Here is a 20,958-nt window from a genome sequence, read left to right on the forward strand (position 1 = left end):
ATCCCGGTGCGTCACTGCCGGAAAGGGACCGCCAGGCTGCCGTCGGGCCGCCATGCACTCCTCCGGTAGCGCTGCGGATCACCCTCCGTCGAGCATCCGACGCACCTTGGCGGCCAAGTCGGCATAGGTGAAGGGCTTGCCGATCAGGTGCATCCCCGGATCGAGCCGGCCGTGGTGGACAATGGCATTGGCCGTGTAGCCGGTCGTGTAGAGCACCGGGAGATCCGGCTTGCGCCGTTTGACCTCGTCGGCCAGCGCCCGTCCGTTCATCCCGCCGGCCAGAACCACGTCGGTGAACAGCAATGCGATCTCGGGATGCCGCTCGGCGGCTGCCAGGGCCTCCCGCCCATTGGCCGCCTCGAGCACGCGGTAGCCAAGGTCGCGCAGCGCCTCGACCGCATAGGCCCGCAGGGCGGGTTCGTCCTCGACCACCAGGATGGTCTCGCCGGAGCCCTTCGTCATCGCCGGGCGCTTCGCGGGCACCTCGGCCGGCTCCTCGTCGGAGCCGATCAGGCGCGGCAGGTAGATCTTAATCGTCGTGCCCTCGCCCAGCTCGCTGTAGATCCTGACGTAGCCATTGGACTGGCGCACGAAGCCATAGACCTGGCTCAAACCCAGGCCCGTGCCCTTGCCCACTTCCTTGGTGGTGAAGAACGGCTCGAACACCCTCTCCATCGTGGCCTCGTCCATGCCGGTCCCGGTATCGGAGACCGACACCTGTACGTACTGCCCCGGCGGCACGGGTTCGGCCAAGGCCTCCACATACGCCTCGTCCAGGCGGGCGTTGGCCGTCTCGATGGTGAGCTTGCCGCCATCCGGCATGGCGTCGCGCGCGTTCACCGCCAGATTGAGGATGGCGTTCTCCAGCTGGTTCGGATCCGCCTGCGACCGCCAGAGGCCGCCGGCGAGAACCGTCTCCAGCATGACCGTCTCGCCCAAGGTCCGCCGCAGCAGCTCGGACATGCCGGCCACCAGCTTGTTGGCGTCGATGGGCTTGGGATCGAGCGGCTGGCGCCGCGAGAAGGCAAGGAGCCGCTGCGTGAGGGTTGCGGCCCGTCGTGTCGCTTCCATGGCGTGATCGGCCGCTCTCTCGAGCCGCTCATTCCCCTCGGGCAGACGACGCTGGATCAACTCGATGTTGCCGACGATGATCGTCAGCAGGTTGTTGAAGTCGTGGGCGATGCCGCCGGTGAGCTGGCCCACGGCTTCCATCTTCTGCGCCTGCCGCAGCGCCTCCTCGGCCTTCAGGCGCTCGGCCACCTCCTCGACGACCCGCTGTTCGAGGGTCTCGTTCAACCGCTTGACCTGCTCGGTCGCTTCCTCGGCCTTACGGCGGGCGAGCAGCAATTCCCGCTCGTAGGTTCGCCTGTCGGTGGCATTGAACAGGGTGATGCGATGCACCATCGGGCGCCCGGCCGCGTCCAGCTTCTGGACCGTGTTTGCCAGGACGGGCAGGTGCCGGCCGTCCGCGCAGGCGAGATCGAAGGCGATCTCGTTCACGTATCCCTGCATCCGCAGCAGCGGGCCGAAGTGCGTATCGTAGAAGATCCTGCCGCCGATGCTCAGGAGGTCTTGGAAGCACTTGTGACCGACGAGGTCCTGCCGGTCCATTCTGATCCAGGTGAGGAAGGTCTGGTTGGCCCGAATGATCGTGCCGTCGGGCAGGGTCGAGAGATAGCCGCAGGGGGCGCTCTCATAAAGTTCCTCGGCCGTCTCGATCAGCGAGCCCGGATCCATGGTCACGAAGCAGCCACCTGTTCGGGGGCTGGGGCGCGCAGGAAGGCTTCCATAGCCTCAATCGTCTCCTCGGGCGCACTCAGGTTCGGGCAGTGCCCGGTCGCCTGCATCAAGATGAATTCGCTGTCCGGAAGGTTCTGCTGGATGTAGCGCCCGACGGCCTCGGGAGCGATTACGTCCTGGGAGCACTGAAGGATGAGCGCCTTGGTCCTGACCTTCGGCAGGTCAGCCCGGTTGTCCGACAGGAAGGTCACGCGGGCGAAGTGCTTGGCGATCTCCGGGTTGGTGCGGCAGAAGCTATTGGTGAGCTCTTCGCCAAGCTCGGGCCGATCCGGATTGCCCATGATGACGGGTGCCATGGTGCTCGACCAGCCGAGATGGTTGCTGTCGAGGAAGTCGAGCAGGCCCTCGATGTCCTCTCGCTTGAACCCGCCGACATAGTCGTCGTCGTCGATGTAGCGCGGCGAGGGGCCGATCAGGACCAGACGCTCGAACCGCTCCGGCTCCTGGATAGCGGCGAGAACCCCGATCATGGCGCTGACGGAATGGCCGACGAAGATCACGTCCTCCAAGCCCAACTCGCGGCAGATCGCCAGCACGTCGTCGGCGTAGCCCTGGAGGGAGCCATATCGGGACTGATCGAAGGCGGCCGCGTCCGACTGGCCATGGCCGACATGGTCGAAGAGGACGATCCTGTAACGGTCCTCGAAGGCGGGAGTGATGAAACGCCACATGTTCTGGTCGCAACCGTAGCCATGGGCAAACAGCATGGGCTGCTCGCCGCGGCCGAAAACCTTGACGTTATGGCGTGCGAGAACGGCAGACATGGGCGCTCCGTGCAATCCAAGGACTGATGAGGGCGCTTGCTTCAGGCGATGAATGCAAGCTGTGCAGTTCAGGAGGCCGATGTAGGTCTCCCTATCCTTGTTTCAACACCGCTGGAGCTTGTCAAATATCCGGTGACGTCACAAGCGGAGCATCGACCGTACAGATGACCCCTTCCGGAGTGAAGCTGATGTCGGCCTGGCCGTTCAGGTCGCTCGCCAGGCTGCGCTCGATCAGACGCGTACCGAAGCCACGGCGACGGGGTGCCTGAACCGGCGGCCCGCCCTCCTCCGACCACACCAGATGCAGGCGTGGAGTGTCCGTCCCGATAACCTGCCACCGGATGCCTAATGTCCCGGTGGGGTTGGAGAGGGCTCCGTACTTGACCGCATTGGTTGCCAGTTCCTGCAATGCCATGGCAGTGGCCAGCGCCATGCGCGGGGCAAGCCTCACAGGCGGCCCCTGCACATTCACCCGGTTCTCCCGCTCGTGGCGGTAGGGCGCCATCGCCTCACGGACGATGTCCCGCAGGTTCGCGCTCTCCCAGTTCTCACGGGTGAGCACGTCATGAGCCCGGGACAAGGCGAAGAGGCGCGACTCCATGGCGAAACGGGCCTCGTCCATCGTGCTCGCATTGCGCAGCGTCTGGGAAGCAATCGACTGCACGGTGGCGAGCGTGTTCTTCACCCGGTGGTTCAGCTCGTTGATCAGGAGCACCTGATGCTCCTCCCAACGCTTGCGATCCGTAATGTCCTGATGAATGCCGACCACCCGTTGCGGAGTGCCGGATCTGTCACGATGCACGATCGCCTGCGAGCTGACCCAGCGCTCCCTGTCGTCCTTTGCCCGAACTCGGAATTCGGTCCGGTAAGGCTCCTTGCCCTGCAAGGCGGCATCAAAGGCGGTATTGAGCCGCGCCCGGTCATCGGGATGGATCACGGCCTGCCATGCCTCGCGCTCGAGGAGTTCGTCGGCCGGAACTCCGAAGATCTCCGCTGACCGGGGCGACAGCAGGCGGCGCTTGGAGGCGATGTCCAACTCCCAGGTGCCGAGCTTGCCGGCCTCCAGGGCCAGGCGCAGTCTTTCCTCGCTCTCCCGCAGCCCCTCCTCCGCCCGGTGCCGCTCCTCCAGTTCACGCTGAGCTTCTCGGCTCTTCTCGTCAGCAGCCGAGCGCGCCGTGATCTGGGCCCAGAGCACGCCGGAGACCAGGACCGTGGCCATTAGGCCTCCGCCGAAGAAAAGGGAGATGAGCGACCGGGGTGACCTCTGTTTGCGTATTCCAGGGATGGTGATCGGTGGTTCCACACGATCATGATCACTCGTTCTGGTGATCGTGATCACCGTCAGCGTTCACTTGGTGGTTCGCTGAGCGGGGATGAAGCGGCCAGTACCGCTGGCAGTTGTAAGGTGGTCTGGAAACAGCCTTCAGGTCAAGCCCGCCGCCGCAGGCTGTCGCCCTTGAGTTCAATCCGATGTGCATTGTGAATGACGCGATCCAGGATCGCATCGCCGAGAGTGGGATCGGCAATCACATCGTGCCAGTGTGATACGGGAACCTGGCTGGTGATCAGCAGCGAGCCCTTGTCGTAGCGGTCGTCAACGATCTCCAGAAGATCCCGGCGCTGCTCGGCGGTGAGCGGCTCCGGGCCCCAGTCGTCGATGATGATCAAATCCGTGCGCTCCAGGGCACTCATCAGACGCGCCAGACGGCCTTCGCCGCGAGCCTGGACCAGATCGGCAAACAGGCGCGGCGCCCGGCGATACAGAACCGAGAAGCCGTCGCGACAGGCCTTGTGGCCGAGCGCACAGGCCAGCCAGCTCTTCCCCGTCCCGGTCGGGCCGACAATCGCCAGGTGATTGTGATCGCGCACCCACTGGCTGGTGGCCAGCGACTGGAACAAGGCCCGGTCGAGACCGCGCGAGCTGCGGTAGTCAACATTCTCTATGGTGGCGCTCTGGCGCAGTTTGGCCGCGCTGAGGCGGCGCGCCAGACGACGGTTGTCGCGGAACGTCACTTCCCGATCGACCAGAAGACCAAGCCAGTCGGCATGGGGCATCGCCGCGGCATCGGGGTTGGTCTGCAACTCGATCAGCGTGTCGGCCATGGCGCTCAAGCCAAGAGCCCGCAGGCGTTCGACAGTGGGGTGAAGCAGCATGAGGATCTCCTGTTCAGTGGTAGTAGCCGGGGCCACGGATGTTGGCATGGACGAGCACCGGCGCGTCCTGCGCCGGCTGGGAGGCCTTGGGCATGCCGCTCTTCAGAATGGCGGCAACCGAGGTGTAGGACCGGGTGTTGATCGCCAGAGCCTGCGCGCAGGCGGCATCGACCCCCTCCGCCCCATAGCGCTTGACCAGTCCGAGAATGCCGATTGCCGAGCGGAAGCCCTGCTCAGGATGCGGCCGGGAGCGCAGGATGACGTCGATCAAGGTGGCGGCGTCTGGTCCGACCTTGCCCGCCTCGCGGCGGATGCGCTCATGCGTCCAGTCGCGGTAGCGCCGATGCGAACTCGGCATGTGCTCGGACACCGTGGTTGGCCGATGCGGACGATGGGACCGCATATGCGAGGCCACGCGCTTGCCGCGCCAGAAGACTTCGACGGTTGCGGCCGTGATCCGCGCCTCGACCTCCTGACGCACCAGGCTGTGCGGCACGCTGTAGTAATGCTTGGCGATCTCGATGTGGTAATCGAGACCGACCCGGCAGCGCTTCCACTCGGCATACTCGTACGGTTCGGCCGGCAGCGGCAGGAGCGCCGGGCGGTCGAGCGCCTCGAACAGCTCGCGCCGGCTGCGGCCCCAGCCACGCAGGGGCCGGTCATTCAAGTCATGCAGCAGATCCTGGATGGCCGCGTTGAGCGCCGACAGCGAGAAGAAACGGCGGTTGCGCAGGCGGGCCAGGATCCAGCGCCCGACCACCTGAACGCCCACCTCGACCTTCGCCTTGTCGCGCGGCTTGTAGGGCCGGGCCGGCACGATGGCGGTGCCGTAGTGACGCGCCGCGTCGGCATAGGTGCGGTTAACCATCGGCTCGTGGAAGCAGGCCTTGGTGATCCCGGCCTTGAGATTGTCGCTGACCGTCTGGCGGGTGGCGCCGCCCAGGAAGGCGAAGGTGCGCACATGCGATCCAATCCAATCCGGCAGACTCTGGGTGAAGGTGGCCTCGGCATAGGTGTAGTTCGAGGCCCCGAGCACGGCGACGAAGATCTGGACCGGGCGGACCTCGCCGGTGAGCCCGTCGATCACCTCCATGGTGTGGCCGGAATAGTCGACGAAGAGCCTCTCGCCGGCAACATGGACCTGGCGCAGCGTGGGCTTGAGCCGGCCCGCCCAGTCCTTGTAGTGCTCGCAGAACCAGGAATAGCTGAAGGCCTCGGGCGTGCTGTCGCAGTATTCCTCCCACAGGAGCATCAGAGTCACGCCCGGCCGGCGCAGTTCGCGATGGACCAGCGTCCAATCGGGCTGGCTGCGTTGCTCGGTGGGCAGATCGGAGGGCGGTGGATAGAGCCGGCTCTCCAGCAGGACATCATCATCAAGCTCGGGCGGCAGGGGCCAGGTCAGGCCGGCGCGCCGGGCACGATTGATGTATTTGCTGACGGTGCCCTGGGCCAGGCCCAGGCTGGTTGCGGTGGCGCGCTGGGAAAGCCCGACAGCGTGGTGCAGGCGTAAGACTTCACGGATGTGGCGCATCGACAGTCTCTCGGTGGGCATCTTGGTCCTCGGCTGGAAAGCAAAAGCCAAGATTACCGTAGGTTGCGGACTGCCCGCGGACAGCACCTCTTCCCGGTCTCGGAGACTGATCACGATCGCTGGAACGAGTGATCACGGCCCTCTGGAAACCATGATCACGATGCCCTGGAACGGATGATCACGATCATCTGGAATCCGTGATCACGATCGTCTGGAACGCGCACTCTGTTCCAGTTGCGGGCTGCTGAGATAGGCAATCGTCCACTGGCGACCGGCGACGTCGAGCGTGCGAGTGTCGGTGTGACGGGCCGCCCTTTCGCCTGAACCGTCAGGCTGAAGGCCGGATCGGTGCAGGAGGTTCTGGGGGGAAGGCGGGCCGTCATAGACCCGCAATTCCAGTCCCGGGTTGCGCATGCCCAGGAAGATGGCGGTGAAAAGATCATCCGCTCGGAAGGGGCTGTAGACGAACCCGGCCAGCCCGTCCTGCCGCTCCGAAGTCGTCTTGGGCGTGGCGCCACCGCGGTACACCGGCACATAGATCAGGAACCCGGCCTGCTTGGCCTCATCGATCTCCTGGACCAGCTCGACCCTGCCGCTTGCCGCCGGCTGCCCCGTGTCCCGAGCCTGCTCCATGGCTGCCCTGCGGATCGGCTCCGAGAACATGTCAAAGCCGATGGCGGCCTCGTTGCGCCGATCCTGCGGCTCAAGATAGATGATGGAGTGGAACTCCGGACCAGGATGATCGGGCCAGGTCCTGAACGACGGACGGCCCTGCTGTCGCTGAACCGTGACGAAGGCCTCGCGTTCATCGGGCTGCACGCGGGCGGTGTACCCAATGCCCTGAATGCCCGGGTAATCCTTGTTCAAGCGCAGTCCGGCCGCGAAGGCCCGAAATGCCTCCCTGTCGATGTCGAGATGGTTGGCGTTGAACAGGCCGACACCGGCCCGCAGCAGGGTGACGTACGTGTCGAGACGGTCCCGGATCGCGTCCTGGGCCTGGTCCACCCGGCGCTCGAAGCTGAGGCGGTCACGTGCGTCGACGACGTCCAATAGGCTCACCGCCACGAGCACCGACGCCGTCAGCCCACCCAGCAGGGTCGCAAGAGGAATGAACATACGCCAGCGGCGTGGCTGTTGGAGCATTAGCGGTCCGAGGTGATCGCAGGCGGCACAGGAGGAGGAATGATCCGCTCCGGTGTCCGGCAAGAGCACAAGGATTAGGAGAGCCGTCAATATAGGTGGCGGTGCCGGCCGTGAACAGGGCGGCGCCTCGGTTCAGAGGACGCACGTTTGTGAAACGGCACTGCCGTCATGGATCGGAGATCATCCTTCGTGCCGCGGTCCCCGCCCCTGAACTGAGGCTGGGGCCTGTCGCTCGCGGCCCCTGTTGTCGAGGGCAGCGCGCACCCGATCCGCCAACTCCGATCGCCGGTACGGCTTTCCGATAACGTCGGCTCCGGCCGAGGCCTTTCCCTTCGTCAGAAGATCGTCGTTGTAGCCGGTCGTCAGGAGGATCCCGGTGCCCGGCGCCCGCTCCCGCACGACATCGGCCAGCGCCAGCCCGTTCATGCTGCCCGGCATCACCAGATCGGTGAACAGCAGGTCGATCCCGACTTTGGCCTTGTCGAACACGACGAGGGCCTCGTCGGCATCGCGGGCAGTGAGTACGGTGTACCCGAGAGAGGTCAGGTGCTCGCACGCGAGGGCGAGGACATCGCTGCTGTCCTCGACTACGAGGATCGTCTCGGACTTGCCTCGCGGTTCAGTTTGCGCCGGATTCCGGCTCGGCTGACGGGGCACCGCAGCCTGTGCGTCGGCGGCTGGAAAGAGCATTCGCAGCGTCGTTCCCTTGCCCTGCTCACTGTCGATCTCCAGCCGCCCGAGGGACTGCTGCACGAAGCCGTGCACCATCGCCAGGCCGAGTCCGGTTCCCTTGCCCTGGCCCTTGGTGGTGAAGAACGGCTCAGTCGCCCGCTCCAGCACGTGCGGCGGCATGCCCTCGCCCTCATCGCTGATCGTCAGCGCCACATAGTCGCCCGGCGGCAGGTGATGGGCGGCTGCATCCCCGTTCAGATGCACCTTGGAGGTGCCGATGGTGACGATTCCACCCTTCGGCATCGCATCGCGGGCATTGATCAGCACGTTGAGCACCGCCATCTCCAGGTGCACCGGATCAACCAGAGCCGAGGGCACCCGGGGGCGCAGGTTGAGCTGGACCTCGATCTGCGGACCGACCGAGTTCTCCAGCATCTCGCCGAACTCAATAATCAGGTTGTTCAGGTTTGTGGGCTTGGCCTCGAGGCGCGTCTTGCGGGCAAAGGCCAGGAGCTGCTTGGTCAGCCTGGCACCGCGCTCGGCGGCCCGGCTGGCGTTCTCCAGCGGACGGCGCAGGGACTCGTCGTCTGTGCGCGAGAGCGCCAGCTCCAGGTTGCCCGAGACCACCTGGAGAAGATTGTTGAAGTCGTGCGCCAGTCCGGCCGTGAGCTGACCTATGCTTTCCATCTTCTGCGCCTGGCGGAAGGCCTGCTCCGAGGTGCGCCGCCGCGTCACGTCGAGCTGGGAGGCGAAGAAGTAGAGGAGCCTGTCTGTGATTCAGCATCGAATATGTCCCCTTGAGCCGACTGCCGTTACGTACATGACATTGATGGAGAATTTGTCGCGTCAGCGGGGTCATCATCGGCGCCAATTGTGACCCCACCAAATTCCCATTTTGCGTCGCTGAACCCAGGCGTTGCGCTCCGCTCGAGAGGGGTTAGTTCTTCGGTGCCGATTCACAACCTGCTCGCCGATGAGGCCGAAAGGCACGGAGTAGAAGAAGCCTTCCACCTCGATGTGATAGTCCAGCCCGACGCGGGCGAACTGCCATTGCGCGAACTCGTAGTCTTCCGCCGGCAGGGCCGCGAGGGTGGGTCTCTCGATGCTCTCGAAGAGCTCACGCCGGCTGGTTCCAAGACGGCGCATAAGCGAGGCGTTCATGCGCTCCACCGCTTGTGCGATGGCGGCATTGGCCTCGGCGAGCGAGAAGAAGGTGCGGTTGCGCAGACGGCCGAGAATGTAGAACTGGGCAAAGCGCACGCCCACCTCCACCTTGCTCTTGTCCCGAGGCTTGCGGCTGCGGGTGGGCAGGACGCCGACGTCGTAATGGGCCGCGAGCTTGCCATAGCTGCGATTGAGCTCGGGATCGTAGAAGGACGCCTTGTGCACGCCGCTCTTGAGGTTGTCCGGCACGATGAGCTTTGGCACGCCGCCAAAGAAGCGGAACATCCGCACATGGGCCTCGATCCAGTCCGGCAATTGCTGCGTCCAGGTCGCCTCGGCGTAGGTGAAGTTGGAGGCGCCGAGCACCGCTACGAAGATCTCGGCATGGCGCACCTCGCCGGTGGCAGGATCGACGATGGGCAGCTTCTTGCCCGAGTAATCAACAAACACCTTGTCGCCGGCCACGTGGTTCTGGCGCATGGTCGGCGACAGGCGGCGCTCGAACTCGCGCATCAGGTCGCAGAAGCGCGAGTAGCCGTAGCCATCGGGGTAGGCTGCCCTGTACTCCTCATGCAGGATGGTCATCGTGACGCCCGGGCGCTTCATCTCCCTGGCAAGAGCAGCCCAGTCCGGTTCGGGTCGCCGGCGCAAGCCTGTCTTGACGCCGCTCCTGGCGAACAGACGCTGCTCGAGGAGGGTGTCGGTGAGATCGGCGGGCAAGGGCCAGGTCAGCCCGGCGGCCTTGGCCCGTTTGAGGGTGTCTTGCACGGTAGAACGGGCGGCTCCGACGGATCGTCCGATCGACCGGTCGCTCGCGCCGCTGGCGTGCAGGCGCAGGATATGACGTATGGCTCTCATGGTCAGCCTTCTCTTTGCCGGCATGGCCGCTCCTTGTTTGCAACAATGGAGCCTTCATGCCTGATCGGCGGACCCTGGGAATACCTCTTGACGCTGTCTCAGCCCCTGGCCGGACAATGATCGGAATGGTGGCCGGATTGATCTCGGAACGGCGGCCGGAGATTGATCGGAATCGTGGCCGACTTCATCTCGGAATCTCTGGCCGGATGAAATCGGAATCTGCACCAGATGACGCTGCCGCGCGGGCGGGCTCATCCCAACGGCAAGCACGGTCATGTGGTCGATTACCGGCACGTGATCCACTCGCTGCGGCGCAAGCCCATGGCCCTGATGGGGCTGGTTTACCGTGACCAGCTCTTCCCCCGGCAAGCCTATGCCCGGGCCTTCGAGGCGATGATCAGGAAACTGCCGGCCCGAACCGCCTGCCGTACCATGGTCGATCTGCTCGCCTTAGCGCACGAGCGCGCCTGCGAGGCCGAACTCGCCGCGCGCCTCGACGAGGATCTCGCGTCCGGGCGGCTGCCGGATCTCAAGAGCTTGCGCGTGCTCTTCAGTCCGGATGCCGGTGCCGTGCCTGATATTGTGGTCTCTCATGTGCCGCTCAGTGCCTACGAGGAGCTTGCCCGCGTGCATCAGGGAGAGGTCGCATGACGAGCCCCGATGCCATCGATGTCGGTCGCCTGACCCTGGCTTTGAGTGATCTGCGGCTGCCCGCCATCAAGACGATCTGGCCGGACTTCGCCGCCCGTGCCGACAAGGAGGGCTGGCCGGCGGCCCGCTTCCTGGCGGCCCTGGCCGAGCACGAGATGGCCGAGCGTGCCAGCCGGCGCATCCAGCGCCATCTCGACGAGGCGCGGCTGCCACCCGGCAAGACCCTCGACAGCTTTGACTTCGAGGCGGTGCCAATGGTCAGCAAGGCGCAGGTGATGGCGCTGGCGGCCGGCGACAGCTGGCTGGAGAAAGGGGCCAATTTGCTGATGTTCGGCCCACCCGGCGGCGGCAAGTCGCACCTGGCGGCCGCTCTGGGCCTGGCCCTGGTGGAGAACGGCTGGCGGGTGCTGTTCACCCGCACGACCGATCTGGTGCAGAAGCTGCAGAGCGCGCGGCGGGATCTGCAGTTGGAGGCGGCGATTGCCAAACTCGACAAGTACCACCTGCTGATCCTCGATGACCTTGCCTATGTCAGCAAGGATCAGGCAGAGACCAGCGTCATCTTTGAACTCATCGGCGCCCGGTACGAGCGTCGCTCGCTCTTGATCACGGCCAATCAGCCCTTCGGCGAATGGGGGAAGATCTTTCCGGACCAAGCGATGACGCTCGCCGCGGTGGATCGTTTGGTGCACCACGCCACCATCTTCGAGATGAATGTCGAGAGCTATCGCCGCAGAGCCGCCATTGAGCGTAAACGCGGTCCAGGCCGTCCGCCGACCCGCGCGACAATCAAAACCTCATCCTGATTGACGCTCGCAACGACAATCAAGAAAGCGCTTGCATCTCTGTCGCGGCGCGACAATCATCGTCCTGCCGCGACAGCCAATCACCCGATCCTGATCGTCGCGCTCTCCATCCAGATTGTCGCGCTATACCTATAACCTGAAGCGGATCATCAACATCCTGGGTGTCGGGCCTCTGCTAAGGGCGCTGGCAGCCTGAACCCTCTTGCCGCCGCCGACCACGCCCAACCAGCGGCCATCGCACGTCGCTCGAAATCGCGTTTCCACACAACCTCGGTCGAGCTGGTTTGGAAACCCTGAGCAACGCACGACCAAGCTCCAACGTCAGAAATGCCATCGGTCATCCAAGTCGCCTGTGTAATCAATACTCTGGCACTAGGCGGTCCTCGATGAGGGGGATTTCCATGTGGCAGGATAGGCCCTCAGGATCATAGGCGATGCTGATCGTTGCATGGCATTGATGGGTCAGTACCCGATGCAGCAGGGTTGATCCAAAGCCCTTGCGCCGTGGCTGTTCCACCGGCGGACCGCCCCGCTCTATCCATTCGATGGCAAGGCTGCGCCCTGCGGCCCCGTCGTGCATCGTCCAAGCCACAGTGATCTGCCCGCCCGGAACCGAGAGAGCCCCGTGCTTGGCCGCATTCGTGGTCAGCTCATGCACGGCCATCCCGACTGGCACGGCCAGATCAGCCGACAGCTCCACGGGCGGCCCGTCAAGGGTGATCCGCCGCGCCCCGCCGTCGTCGTAATGGGCCAGCTCGTTCCTGAGCATCTCGATTAACGGCGCCGTCTGCCAATAGTCCTCGGTCAGGAGGTTATGGGTGTTGGCCAGCGAGACGATCCGATCCGCAAACGAGCGGTAAAACTCGTCAACGGAATGCGTCGAGCGGGCGGTGGCCCCGAGGAGCCCCTGGACCGTCGCAAGGGTATTCTTCACCCGGTGATGCAGCTCGCGGATGAGCAGGGCCTGGCGCTCATGCGTCTGTTGTCGTTCCTGGAGGTGCGCCGCCACCTCCCGTTGCCGCAGCCTTGCGCGAAGAGCGGAGCGTACGCCGTTCACGAGAACGGAGGGGTGGAACGGTCGCTCCAATACTGTGACATTGCCGAGTAGTTCGGTCAGGTGCTCGACAGGCTCGCCACCACGGTGGGTCAGCAGAATGAAGGGAAGGTCGGACCAGGGCGGCTGCACCTTGATCCACTCGGCAAGCTCCCGCCGGTCGGCGCTGAGAAGCGCCTCCTCTGTGATCACCGCGCAGGCCGACCCATCCAACCCTGTGACAAGGGCCTCAAGGCTGAGACATATCGTGGCTTTGATCCCAACCTCGCCAAGAATAGCCGCTGCCACCGTGCCATCCCGCCCGTGGGGGGCGAGGATCAGTACGGACACCTCATCGGCCTGCGTCATTGTCGGTCTCACGCTCCTCGAGAAGCGAGGCGCGCTGGCCCTCGAACGTTGGTACGCCTGTCAACACGCCCCTGAACTGCTCCAGCGGCGGACCAACGCGCAAACCCTGGCTGTCGATCCGGAACTCCCGGATCGTGTCCTCGTGCGAGCCCGTGCGCCGCTTCACCACCGACAGCGCCCGCCGGATGCGGCCGTTCGCCTCGAAGAAACGCAGCAGCACAACCGCGTCGCTGAGGTAGGTCAGATCAATGGGGGAGACCATCTGGCCGACCATTCCGTGCTGAGCCAGGATCAGGATCGTGACCACGCCCTGCTGGTTCAGGTAGGTCAGGAGTTCGTGCATCTGGAGCACGATGAACGGCTGCTCCGGCATGGCGTTCAGGTACCCGGTCAGGCTGTCGATGACGACGACCTTCGCACCGCCTTTCTCGACGGCTTCCCGCACGCGGCCGGCGAACTCGCCGGGCGAGACGTTGGCTGGGTCGATCTGTTCGACGCGAAGCCGCCCGGCTTCGACGTGAGGCGCCAGGTCGAAGCCGACCCCTTTGGCTCGTTGCAGCAGAATACCGATGGTCTCGTCGAAGCTGATCATCAGGGCAGGCTCCCCGCGCTCCAGGGCGGCCCAGAGATAGCCCAACGCCAACGTGGACTTGCCCGCCCCCGACGGGCCAACCACAAGGGTGCTCGTGCCGCGGCTCAGGCCGCCGCCAAGGATGGTGTCGAGTTCACCGATGCCGCTGGGGATCGCATCAAAGGCAAACTCTCTGTGATGATCGGCAGCCGTGAGGCGCGGAAAGATCCGCAACCCGCCACGCTCGATGATGAGATCGTGGTAGCCGCCCCGGAAGGCCGTGCCGCGCATCTTCGTCACCGTGATCCGGCGCCGTTCCGAGCCGTATGCCGGTACGATCTGGTCGAGGCGGATCACCGCATGGCTGATGGAGTGCAGGTTGAGGTCGTCCTGCTCGGACGTGAGGTCGTCGAGCATGAGGACAGTCGCATCGTTGAGCAGGAAGTAGCTCTTGAGAGCCAGAACCTGCCGCCGGTAGCGCAGGGAGCCTTGCGACAGAAGCCGGATCTCGGACAGCGAGTCGAACACAACTCGCTTGGGCTTCACCCGTTCGATCTCCGCGAGGGCCATCTGCACGGTCTCGCCGAGCTCCAGATCGGAGGAGTAGACCAGGCTCTGCTGCTGCTTGGGATCGAGGCTCAGCTCCGGCGGGACAAGCTCGAAGATCTCGATGCCTTCAAGCGACCAGCCATGGCGGGAGGCGACGGACAGCAGCTCGCGCTTGCTCTCGGATAGGGTGATGTAGAGGCAGGTCTCCCCCAGCCTGGCACCGGCCATGAGGAATTGCATACCCAGCGTTGTCTTGCCGGAGCCGGGCCGTCCCTCGATCAGGTGGGCGCGGTTGGCGGCATAGCCACCCGCCAGGATGTCATCAAGGCCTGGAACCCCCGTCGGAATTGGAGCGGCATCGGAAGGCGACGAAAGCGTCATGGACAGTCTCAACAGGTAAGCGATTTCGATTGGGCCGGCGGTCGAACCGCGATGCTGCGCATCAGGTCCGAGTCCGTCGCACAGGCCGGTAGATCGTCGTTTGAAGCGCACTTGCGTGTCCTTGTAGACAGGAACTTGTGATCTGTCTGTCCACATGTGCACACTTGGTCAACGTTATGTTCACAATTGAACGTAAGTTGCCTTAGGACGTTGGACGTACCGAAGTGGTGGAGAAATGACGCCTAATGCATCTTCCAATGATCCCGTCACGGCTGAGGGAGAGGATTGCCAGCAACAACTTGCTGAGCGCTCTCAAACCGGAAGACCTCGCCATCGTGGCGCCGTCGCTTCAGGAATGGGAGGGCGAGGCTGGAGCCAGGCTGTACCAACCAGGGGACGAGGTCAGATTCGTCTACTTCCCTTGCGGCCCAAGCCTGGTGTCCTTCGTGGTTGAGCTTGAGGATGGACTGACCGTTGAGACGGCCCTGATCGGACGTGAGGGGGCAGTTGGCGGGATCGTGAGCCAAGGGCGTCTGCCAGCTTTTGCCCGCTCCGAGATCCAGTTCCCGGGTCCCTTCCTGCGCCTGTCCACAGCCGACCTGGAGGAGTTCGAGACCCGATCCACGAGCCTGCGCCATCTCTTCGCGCGCTACGCGGACTGCATGCTGGCGCAGGTGTTTCAGTCAGTGGCATGCAACGCGGTCCATACGATCGAGCAGCGAACGGTGAAGTGGCTGCTGGCTGCCATCGATCGGACGGGCGATCACGACATCCCGCTGACGCAGGAGCAGTTGGCCAGCATGATGGGTGTTGGCAGAAGCTATGTCAGCCGGGTCATCCAGTCCCTGAAGCGCCGACACCTGCTGGAGACCCGCAGGGGTGGGGTTCGGGTCCGCGATCTGGACGCTCTGGATACCCTGTCATGCGGCTGCAACACCGCGCTACGCCGGCATTTCGACCAGGTGCTTGCGGGCGTGTATCCAACGGTCGAAGCGAGTTCGGCTCAGAAGGCGGAGGCGGGCGGCAAGCGCCCTGGATCCAGGATGAAAGACTGACAACGGCGTTGCACCGAAAAGCTGCACGCTCCTCATAAGGCCGTCGTCGACCAAAAAGCGAGGCGTGGCCTTCTGTAGGACATCCGGCCCAATCGCGTTTGAGCACTCCAGGAGGAGAGGTCGGCGACGCCACACTCCGACCCCTCTCCGCCCGGTCCCGAACACCAAGGGATTTGCCGCATCTCCAAGGCATGCAAACCATAGCCGCCTTCGAGCATCTTGGCATCAGGACGATTCCCCTAATCCGAGGATGTCAGCCGTTGCGCCACTGCCTTTCCTGCTCGGCCTGTCATGAGATCAAGTCCGGCAACGGATTTGTCTCCTCTACCCCAGATGGAGCAGGAACCTGGAGAGCTAGGCTACGTTGCTCCTCATCAAGGGAGGCGGGAATGTCAAAGCCCCGAAGCCAGTTCGTGTTATCAGCGAGATCATGCAGCGTGCTGGCCGCGGCCCTGATTCTCCCGTTCGCGATCGGCGCCGTTCCTGCCCAGGCGCAGGGTATCTTCGGGCTGTTCAGGGCCTTTTCCCAGCCGGCAGCCCCGGCCCCACCACCCCCATCATTCGGGTATCAACCCGATCCGGAAGTCGAGAGGCCCCGGCGCAAGGCCCGGCCTCGGCCGAAGCCCGTGGCCGTCGAGCAGCCGGAGGTCAGGAAGCCGATCGAGCCGAAACCCATGGGCGAGATCGACAACCCCGTTCCGGCGCTTCTGGCCGACAGCACGTTGCGCCGGGGCGACATGGTGATGTTTCCCGATGGGTTGCGGGTCTTTGCAGGACGCACTGGCGGGCCACACAAGCTTACCGACTTCAAGCCCGTGGCGCAGGCCGGCAAGCTCCTCTCGCGCGAGACACGAAAGCTGGTCAAGCATCTGCTCCCGGCAGAAAACATTGCGTGGAGCACGGATGCGGTCAGGTCCGGCGGTAAGCTTGCCGTCAACGATGATGTCGCGACGACCGGAAGCGTCAATCCTCCCAAGACCCGAAAGGTGTCACGGTCCCGCTGATTGCCGCGGGGCATGTCGGACAGGAGCGGATCGCCACTGGCTTCGCCGAGGATGTCAGGCTGCGAGTGAGTTCAACGGCTTGATCAGCGATTGTGGGACGGCACTGCCGTCATGGATGGGTGATCACCCTTCATGGCGCGGTCCTGGCGCTTGGATGGAGGCCGGGACCTGTCGCTCCCGGCCCCTGTTGTCGAGGGCAGCGCGCACCCGATCCGCCAACTCCAATCGCCGGTACGGCTTTCCGATGACGTCGGCTCCGGCCGAGGCCTTTCCCTTCGTCAGCAGGTCGTCGTTGTAGCCGGTCGTCAGGAGGATGCCGATACAAGGCTCCCGCTCCCGAACGACATCCGCCAGCGCCAGCCCGTTCATGCTGCCAGGCATGACCAGATCGGTGAACAGCAGGTCTATCTTGCCTTCAGCCCTGTCGAACACAATAAGGGCCTCATCGGCGTCCCGGGCGGTGAGCACCGTATAGCCAAGCGCGGTCAGGTGCTCGCGCGCGAGGGCGAGGACGTCACTGCTGTCCTCGACCACGAGGATCGTCTCGGATTTTCCTCGTGGTTCAGTGTGCGCCGGATCCCGGCTCGGCTGACGAGGTGCCTCTGCCCGCTGGGAAACAGCCGCCGGAAAGAGCATACGGATGGTCGTACCCTTGCCCTGTTCGCTGTCGATCTCCAGCCGGCCCAGCGACTGCTGGACGAAGCCATGCACCATGGCCAGCCCAAGTCCGGTGCCCTTGCCCTGGCTCTTGGTGGTGAAGAACGGCTCGGTCGCCCGCTCCAGCACGTGCGGCGGCATCCCCTCGCCCTCGTCACTGATGGAGAGCGCCACATAGTCGCCTGGCGGCAGGTGGTGAGCCGCCGCATTCCCATTAAGGTGCACCTTGGAGGTGCTGATCGTGACGGTGCCTCCCTTAGGCATCGCGTCGCGGGCGTTGATGAGCACGTTGAGCACTGCCATTTCCAAGTGCACCGGATCGACCAAAGCCGAGGGCACCCGCGGCCGCAGGTTGAGCTGAACTTCGATCTGGGGACCGACTGAGTTCTCCAGCATCTCGCCGAACTCGGCGATCAGGGTATTCAGGTTCGTCGGCTTGGACTCAAGCCGGGTCTTGCGGGCAAAGGCCAGGAGCTGCTTGGTCAGCTTGGCACCGCGCTCGGCCGCCCGGCTGGCGTTCTCGAGCGGCCGCCGCATGGCCTCGTCGTCCGTGCGCGAGAGCGCCAGCTCCAGGTTGCCCGAGACCACTTGGAGCAGGTTGTTGAAGTCGTGCGCCAGCCCGGCCGTGAGCTGGCCGATGCTCTCCATCTTCTGCGCCTGGCGGAAGGCCTGCTCCGAGGTCCGCCGCCGGGTGACGTCGAGTTGGGAAGCGAAGAAGTAGAGAAGCCTGTCCTCCTTGTCGAACACGGGTGCGATGAAGCATGCATTCCAGAACGGGGTTCCGTCGCGCTTGTAGTTCAGAAGCTCGACCGAGACGGCCCGCTGCTCGTGGACTGCTTCGCGAAGCTCGGCCACAGACTCGCGATCTGTATTGGCTCCCTGGAGGAAGCGGCAGTTGCGTCCAAGCACCTCCTCCTCGGTGTAGCCGGTGAGGTCCTGGAAGGCGCGGTTGGCGAAGACGATCGGGTTGTCCGGCAGATTGGGATCCGTGAGGATCATCGGCATCCGGGTCATCTCGATAGCGGCAAAGAACACGCTGCCCCGTTCATCGAGACCCGGCCTGGAGATCGTCGCCTCCTGCCAGTGGTGGATGCCCGGACCGCCCGTGGGGTTGTAGGAGACGTGCTCGTGCTCGCCCGCTGCTGGCACACCAGCGCTCTGCCCGTCGCCCTGCACATCGAGAGGCGGATGACTGGCTTCATGCCTCGGGTCTTCGTTACGTTTCATGGAAAGCCTATTGCGCCGCAAGGCAGCGATACCGGGTGAGCCGTCAGTGATGCGGCGTACGAAGGGCGGTAGCTATCGCAGGCCGCCAAGGTGTCAATTCCGACGTGGGGCATCTCGGACGAGGCGACCACGGCGGCGGGATGCGGGGTTCCCAACGGGCGCATCCGACGATGGTTTCGCCGGAGGGATCCCGCCCCCCGCTTCGACTAACGCGGCGGGAGCGCTGCGCTGATCCGGACCCGAAGGCCGTCTGGCGCAAACGTCGTCTCGACCTCGCCGCCCAATTGCCATCCGAGCGCCCGCTGCAACAGCACCGAGCCAAAGCCCTGTCGGGTCGGCACCTCGACGGCCGGCCCACCCTGCTCCTGCCAGTTCAACGTCAGCTTGCGCCCATCAGCTCGCGCCTCGAGGTTCCAGGCCACCTCGATGCGGCCACTGGGCAGGGAGAACGCGCCGTACTTGGCAGCGTTGGTGGTCAGCTCATGCACCGCCATGCCGAATGCCACCGCGATCTCGGACGGCAGCGGAACATCGGGACCAGCGAGCCTTACCCTGCGGCCCGTGCCGTCGTCGTACGGCGCCAGTTCGGAGGCCAGGATGTCCTGGATCGAGGCCCCGTCCTGCTCCTTCTCGATCAGCAGCGTGTGGGTTTTCGCCAGCGAGGTAATGCGCTCGGTCACGGCCTGCTGGAACTCAGCAGTGGTATGGGCGCGCCGCCCCGTCGAGGCCACCACCGCCTGGACCGTCGCCAAGGTGTTCTTGACCCGGTGATGGAGCTCGCGGTTGACCAGCAGAAGTTGCTCCTCCAGGCGCTTTCGCTCGGTGATGTCGCGGGCGATCTTCGAGGCGCCGATGATCCGGCCGTGGCTGTCCTTGACCGGAGACACCGTCAGCGAGATTTCGACCGGAGTGCCGTCCTTGCGGCGGCGGACGGTCTCGTAATGATTGACGCGCTCCCCGCGGCGGATCCGTTCGAGGATCTTGGGCTCCTCGTTCTGGCGGTCCTCCGGGATGAGGATCAGGATGGGCTTACCAATCACCTCATCGGCGCGGTAGCCGAACAGCCGTTCCGCCCCACCATTCCAGCTTGTGATGATGCCGTCGAGGTTCTTGCTGATGATGGCGTCGTCGGACGACTCGATGATCGCGGCAAGCCGCTGCTCGGCCTCTTCGGCGTTCTTGCGGGCGCTGGTGTCGATGGCGAACTCGACGATGGTCCCGTCGCCCAGGTCCCGGCCGGCGAACAGCATCCAGGAGCGGGTGCCATCCTTGCGCAGGTCCTCCTTCTCGTACGGGCCGAGATGACCCGTCCGCCGCAGCGCGGCCATCTGGGCCTCGCTGGCGGCAACCCACTCGGGCGGGGTCATCCGGCGCCAGTCGAGAGTGCCGCTGCCGATGTCCTCGCGCGACCAGCCGGTCTTCCTCAGGAAGACCTCGTTGGCGTCGATGAGCGTGCCCTCGTGGTTGAACAGCAGGATGCCCACCGCGTCGGTCTCGAGCACCCGCCGCAGCCGCTCCTCGCTTGCTTGCAGCGCTCCTGCTGCCTCATCGCGCTGGCGCTGGGCCACGTGCCGGGCCGTGGTCTCGAAGAGAGTGACGAGCACGCCGGCGATGACGCCGTCCTCGTCCCGCAGCGGGCTGTAGGACAAGGTGAGCCAGACGTCCTCGAGAACACCGTTGCGGGCCAGCGGATAAAGGGCATCGTCGAACGTGACGGTCTCGCCGGCCCGGACGCGCTCGTAGATCGGCTCGTTGATGTGCCACACCTCGGGCCAGCACTCGCGGGTGGGCTGGCCCAGTCCGGCCGGATGCTTGAGACCCATGATGCGGGCATAGCCCTCGTTGTAGACCTGGATGAGCTGCGGTCCCCAGAGGATGATCATGGGAAAGCCGTTGGGAAGGATCAGGTCTACGGCGCTCCTCAGGCTCTGCGGCCACGTTTCCAGCGCCCCGAGCGGCGTGGCCTCCCAGTCATGGGTGCGGATGCGCCCAGCCATTTCGTCGTTGCCGGAGGGCCATTCTCTTGCTCTTGCGTCCATGGCAGCCAAGGTTTTCGTGGGGGTTTCGTTCAAGGGGTGGCACCATGTCCTGCAATACACAGTCCATCGTCAGGATTGCAAGGAAGGAGGCATCCGCCGACCGTCCCCGACCCGCCGGACCGGCGCAACCTCCCAAGACGGCAGATAAAGCTCCCCCTCCGGATTGATCGATGGCGCTGGGCGGGTCGCTCGAAGGCTCTCCGGTTGCCCGTCAAGCGGACTACGTACTGACGAAGGCCCGCCTGAAAGCGGGTCTTCGGATCTTCTTGCCGCAGGGACGGGTCAGGGACAGAGATAGCCGCGGTTTCCATCCGAGACGCACCGTGCCCCATTCGGGAGGATGATCCCGCCCGTGCCGTCAGGCGGCACGACCACCCCGTTCGACAGCGTGAACCCTCCACCCGGCTGCGCAGCCACGGCCGTGCCGTCGGGCAGGGTGTACCTGCCGTCGCCGTAGGTCACCCGCCTCGTGTACCTGGGCGCGGATGTCGGCGCCGGGGCGGCGGATGGCATCGATTGCGTCGCCCCCA

At 64.7% G+C, this 20,958-nt stretch carries 16 protein-coding genes and 1 pseudogene; 4 read left to right on the forward strand and 13 right to left on the reverse strand.

The features are described 5' to 3' along the window. Positions 1 to 78 precede the first annotated feature (78 nt). The 8 genes from H0S73_RS05920 to istA (H0S73_RS05955) form a co-directional block, all read right to left on the reverse strand. Positions 79 to 1,737, reverse strand: a complete 1,659-nt coding sequence (locus tag H0S73_RS05920; RefSeq protein ID WP_202049909.1) for an ATP-binding protein — start codon at positions 1,735 to 1,737, stop codon at positions 79 to 81. A gap of 2 nt (positions 1,738 to 1,739) precedes the next feature. Continuing rightward, on the reverse strand, positions 1,740 to 2,564 hold the full coding sequence (locus H0S73_RS05925; protein WP_181051291.1) for an alpha/beta fold hydrolase: 825 nt from the start codon (positions 2,562 to 2,564) through the stop codon (positions 1,740 to 1,742). A 121-nt stretch (positions 2,565 to 2,685) separates the two neighbouring features. Beyond that, positions 2,686 to 3,783: a sensor histidine kinase gene (locus tag H0S73_RS05930; protein WP_181051292.1), complete on the reverse strand. Its 1,098-nt coding sequence runs from the start codon at positions 3,781 to 3,783 to the stop codon at positions 2,686 to 2,688. A gap of 209 nt (positions 3,784 to 3,992) precedes the next feature. After that, a complete protein-coding gene (gene istB / locus H0S73_RS05935) occupies positions 3,993 to 4,718 on the reverse strand; it encodes an IS21-like element helper ATPase IstB (protein ID WP_161726995.1) in 726 nt (241 codons plus the stop codon). Positions 4,719 to 4,731: 13 nt separating this feature from the next. After that, positions 4,732 to 6,270 (reverse strand): IS21 family transposase, encoded by a 1,539-nt coding sequence (gene istA, locus H0S73_RS05940; RefSeq protein WP_425487143.1) that lies wholly within the window; start codon positions 6,268 to 6,270, stop codon positions 4,732 to 4,734. 180 nt (positions 6,271 to 6,450) lie between these two features. Then, positions 6,451 to 7,365 carry a CHASE domain-containing protein gene (locus tag H0S73_RS05945; protein WP_181051293.1) on the reverse strand — a complete coding sequence of 305 codons (915 nt, stop codon included), beginning with the start codon at positions 7,363 to 7,365 and terminating at the stop codon, positions 6,451 to 6,453. A gap of 207 nt (positions 7,366 to 7,572) precedes the next feature. Continuing rightward, the gene (locus H0S73_RS05950) at positions 7,573 to 8,751 is read right to left on the reverse strand and encodes an ATP-binding protein (RefSeq protein WP_246388748.1); all 1,179 of its coding nucleotides are present in this window, start codon (positions 8,749 to 8,751) and stop codon (positions 7,573 to 7,575) included. Positions 8,752 to 8,922: 171 nt separating this feature from the next. Further along, positions 8,923 to 10,086 carry an IS21 family transposase gene (istA, locus tag H0S73_RS05955; protein ID WP_246388749.1) on the reverse strand — a complete coding sequence of 388 codons (1,164 nt, stop codon included), beginning with the start codon at positions 10,084 to 10,086 and terminating at the stop codon, positions 8,923 to 8,925. Positions 10,087 to 10,308: 222 nt separating this feature from the next. On the opposite strand from istA (H0S73_RS05955), the pseudogene H0S73_RS05960 reads away from it, so the two are divergent. Together H0S73_RS05960 and istB (H0S73_RS05965) are read left to right on the forward strand one after the other, a co-directional pair. After that, positions 10,309 to 10,737, forward strand: a pseudogene (locus H0S73_RS05960) (IS21 family transposase); the annotation flags it as partial. Further along, positions 10,734 to 11,543, forward strand: coding sequence for an IS21-like element helper ATPase IstB (istB, locus tag H0S73_RS05965; protein ID WP_181051295.1), 810 nt, complete (start codon positions 10,734 to 10,736; stop codon positions 11,541 to 11,543). The pseudogene H0S73_RS05960 and the gene istB (H0S73_RS05965), both read left to right, overlap by 4 nt. Before the next feature lie 358 nt (positions 11,544 to 11,901). On the opposite strand, the gene H0S73_RS05970 is transcribed toward istB (H0S73_RS05965), so the two are convergent. Together H0S73_RS05970 and H0S73_RS05975 are read right to left on the reverse strand one after the other, a co-directional pair. Then, positions 11,902 to 12,945, reverse strand: coding sequence for a sensor histidine kinase (locus H0S73_RS05970; RefSeq protein ID WP_181051296.1), 1,044 nt, complete (start codon positions 12,943 to 12,945; stop codon positions 11,902 to 11,904). Further along, positions 12,929 to 14,446, reverse strand: coding sequence for an ATPase domain-containing protein (locus H0S73_RS05975; RefSeq protein WP_181051297.1), 1,518 nt, complete (start codon positions 14,444 to 14,446; stop codon positions 12,929 to 12,931). The genes H0S73_RS05970 and H0S73_RS05975 overlap by 17 nt, the downstream gene beginning before the upstream one ends. Before the next feature lie 299 nt (positions 14,447 to 14,745). Between H0S73_RS05975 and H0S73_RS05980 the strand changes: the two genes are divergently transcribed. After that, positions 14,746 to 15,501, forward strand: coding sequence for a Crp/Fnr family transcriptional regulator (locus tag H0S73_RS05980; protein WP_343058248.1), 756 nt, complete (start codon positions 14,746 to 14,748; stop codon positions 15,499 to 15,501). A 389-nt stretch (positions 15,502 to 15,890) separates the two neighbouring features. Further along, positions 15,891 to 16,505: a hypothetical protein gene (locus H0S73_RS05985; RefSeq protein ID WP_181051298.1), complete on the forward strand. Its 615-nt coding sequence runs from the start codon at positions 15,891 to 15,893 to the stop codon at positions 16,503 to 16,505. Between the two features lie 123 nt (positions 16,506 to 16,628). On the opposite strand, the gene H0S73_RS05990 is transcribed toward H0S73_RS05985, so the two are convergent. From H0S73_RS05990 to H0S73_RS06000, 3 genes are all read right to left on the reverse strand, one after another. Further along, on the reverse strand, positions 16,629 to 18,389 hold the full coding sequence (locus H0S73_RS05990) for a histidine kinase famiy protein (protein ID WP_181051299.1): 1,761 nt from the start codon (positions 18,387 to 18,389) through the stop codon (positions 16,629 to 16,631). A gap of 206 nt (positions 18,390 to 18,595) precedes the next feature. Next, a complete protein-coding gene (locus tag H0S73_RS05995) occupies positions 18,596 to 20,461 on the reverse strand; it encodes a PAS domain S-box protein (RefSeq protein WP_181051300.1) in 1,866 nt (621 codons plus the stop codon). Positions 20,462 to 20,710: 249 nt separating this feature from the next. Beyond that, the gene (locus H0S73_RS06000; RefSeq protein ID WP_181051301.1) at positions 20,711 to 20,890 is read right to left on the reverse strand and encodes a hypothetical protein; all 180 of its coding nucleotides are present in this window, start codon (positions 20,888 to 20,890) and stop codon (positions 20,711 to 20,713) included. Positions 20,891 to 20,958 lie beyond the last annotated feature (68 nt).

Source organism: Microvirga mediterraneensis, from assembly GCF_013520865.1.
In the GTDB taxonomy this organism is placed as follows: domain Bacteria; phylum Pseudomonadota; class Alphaproteobacteria; order Rhizobiales; family Beijerinckiaceae; genus Microvirga; species Microvirga mediterraneensis.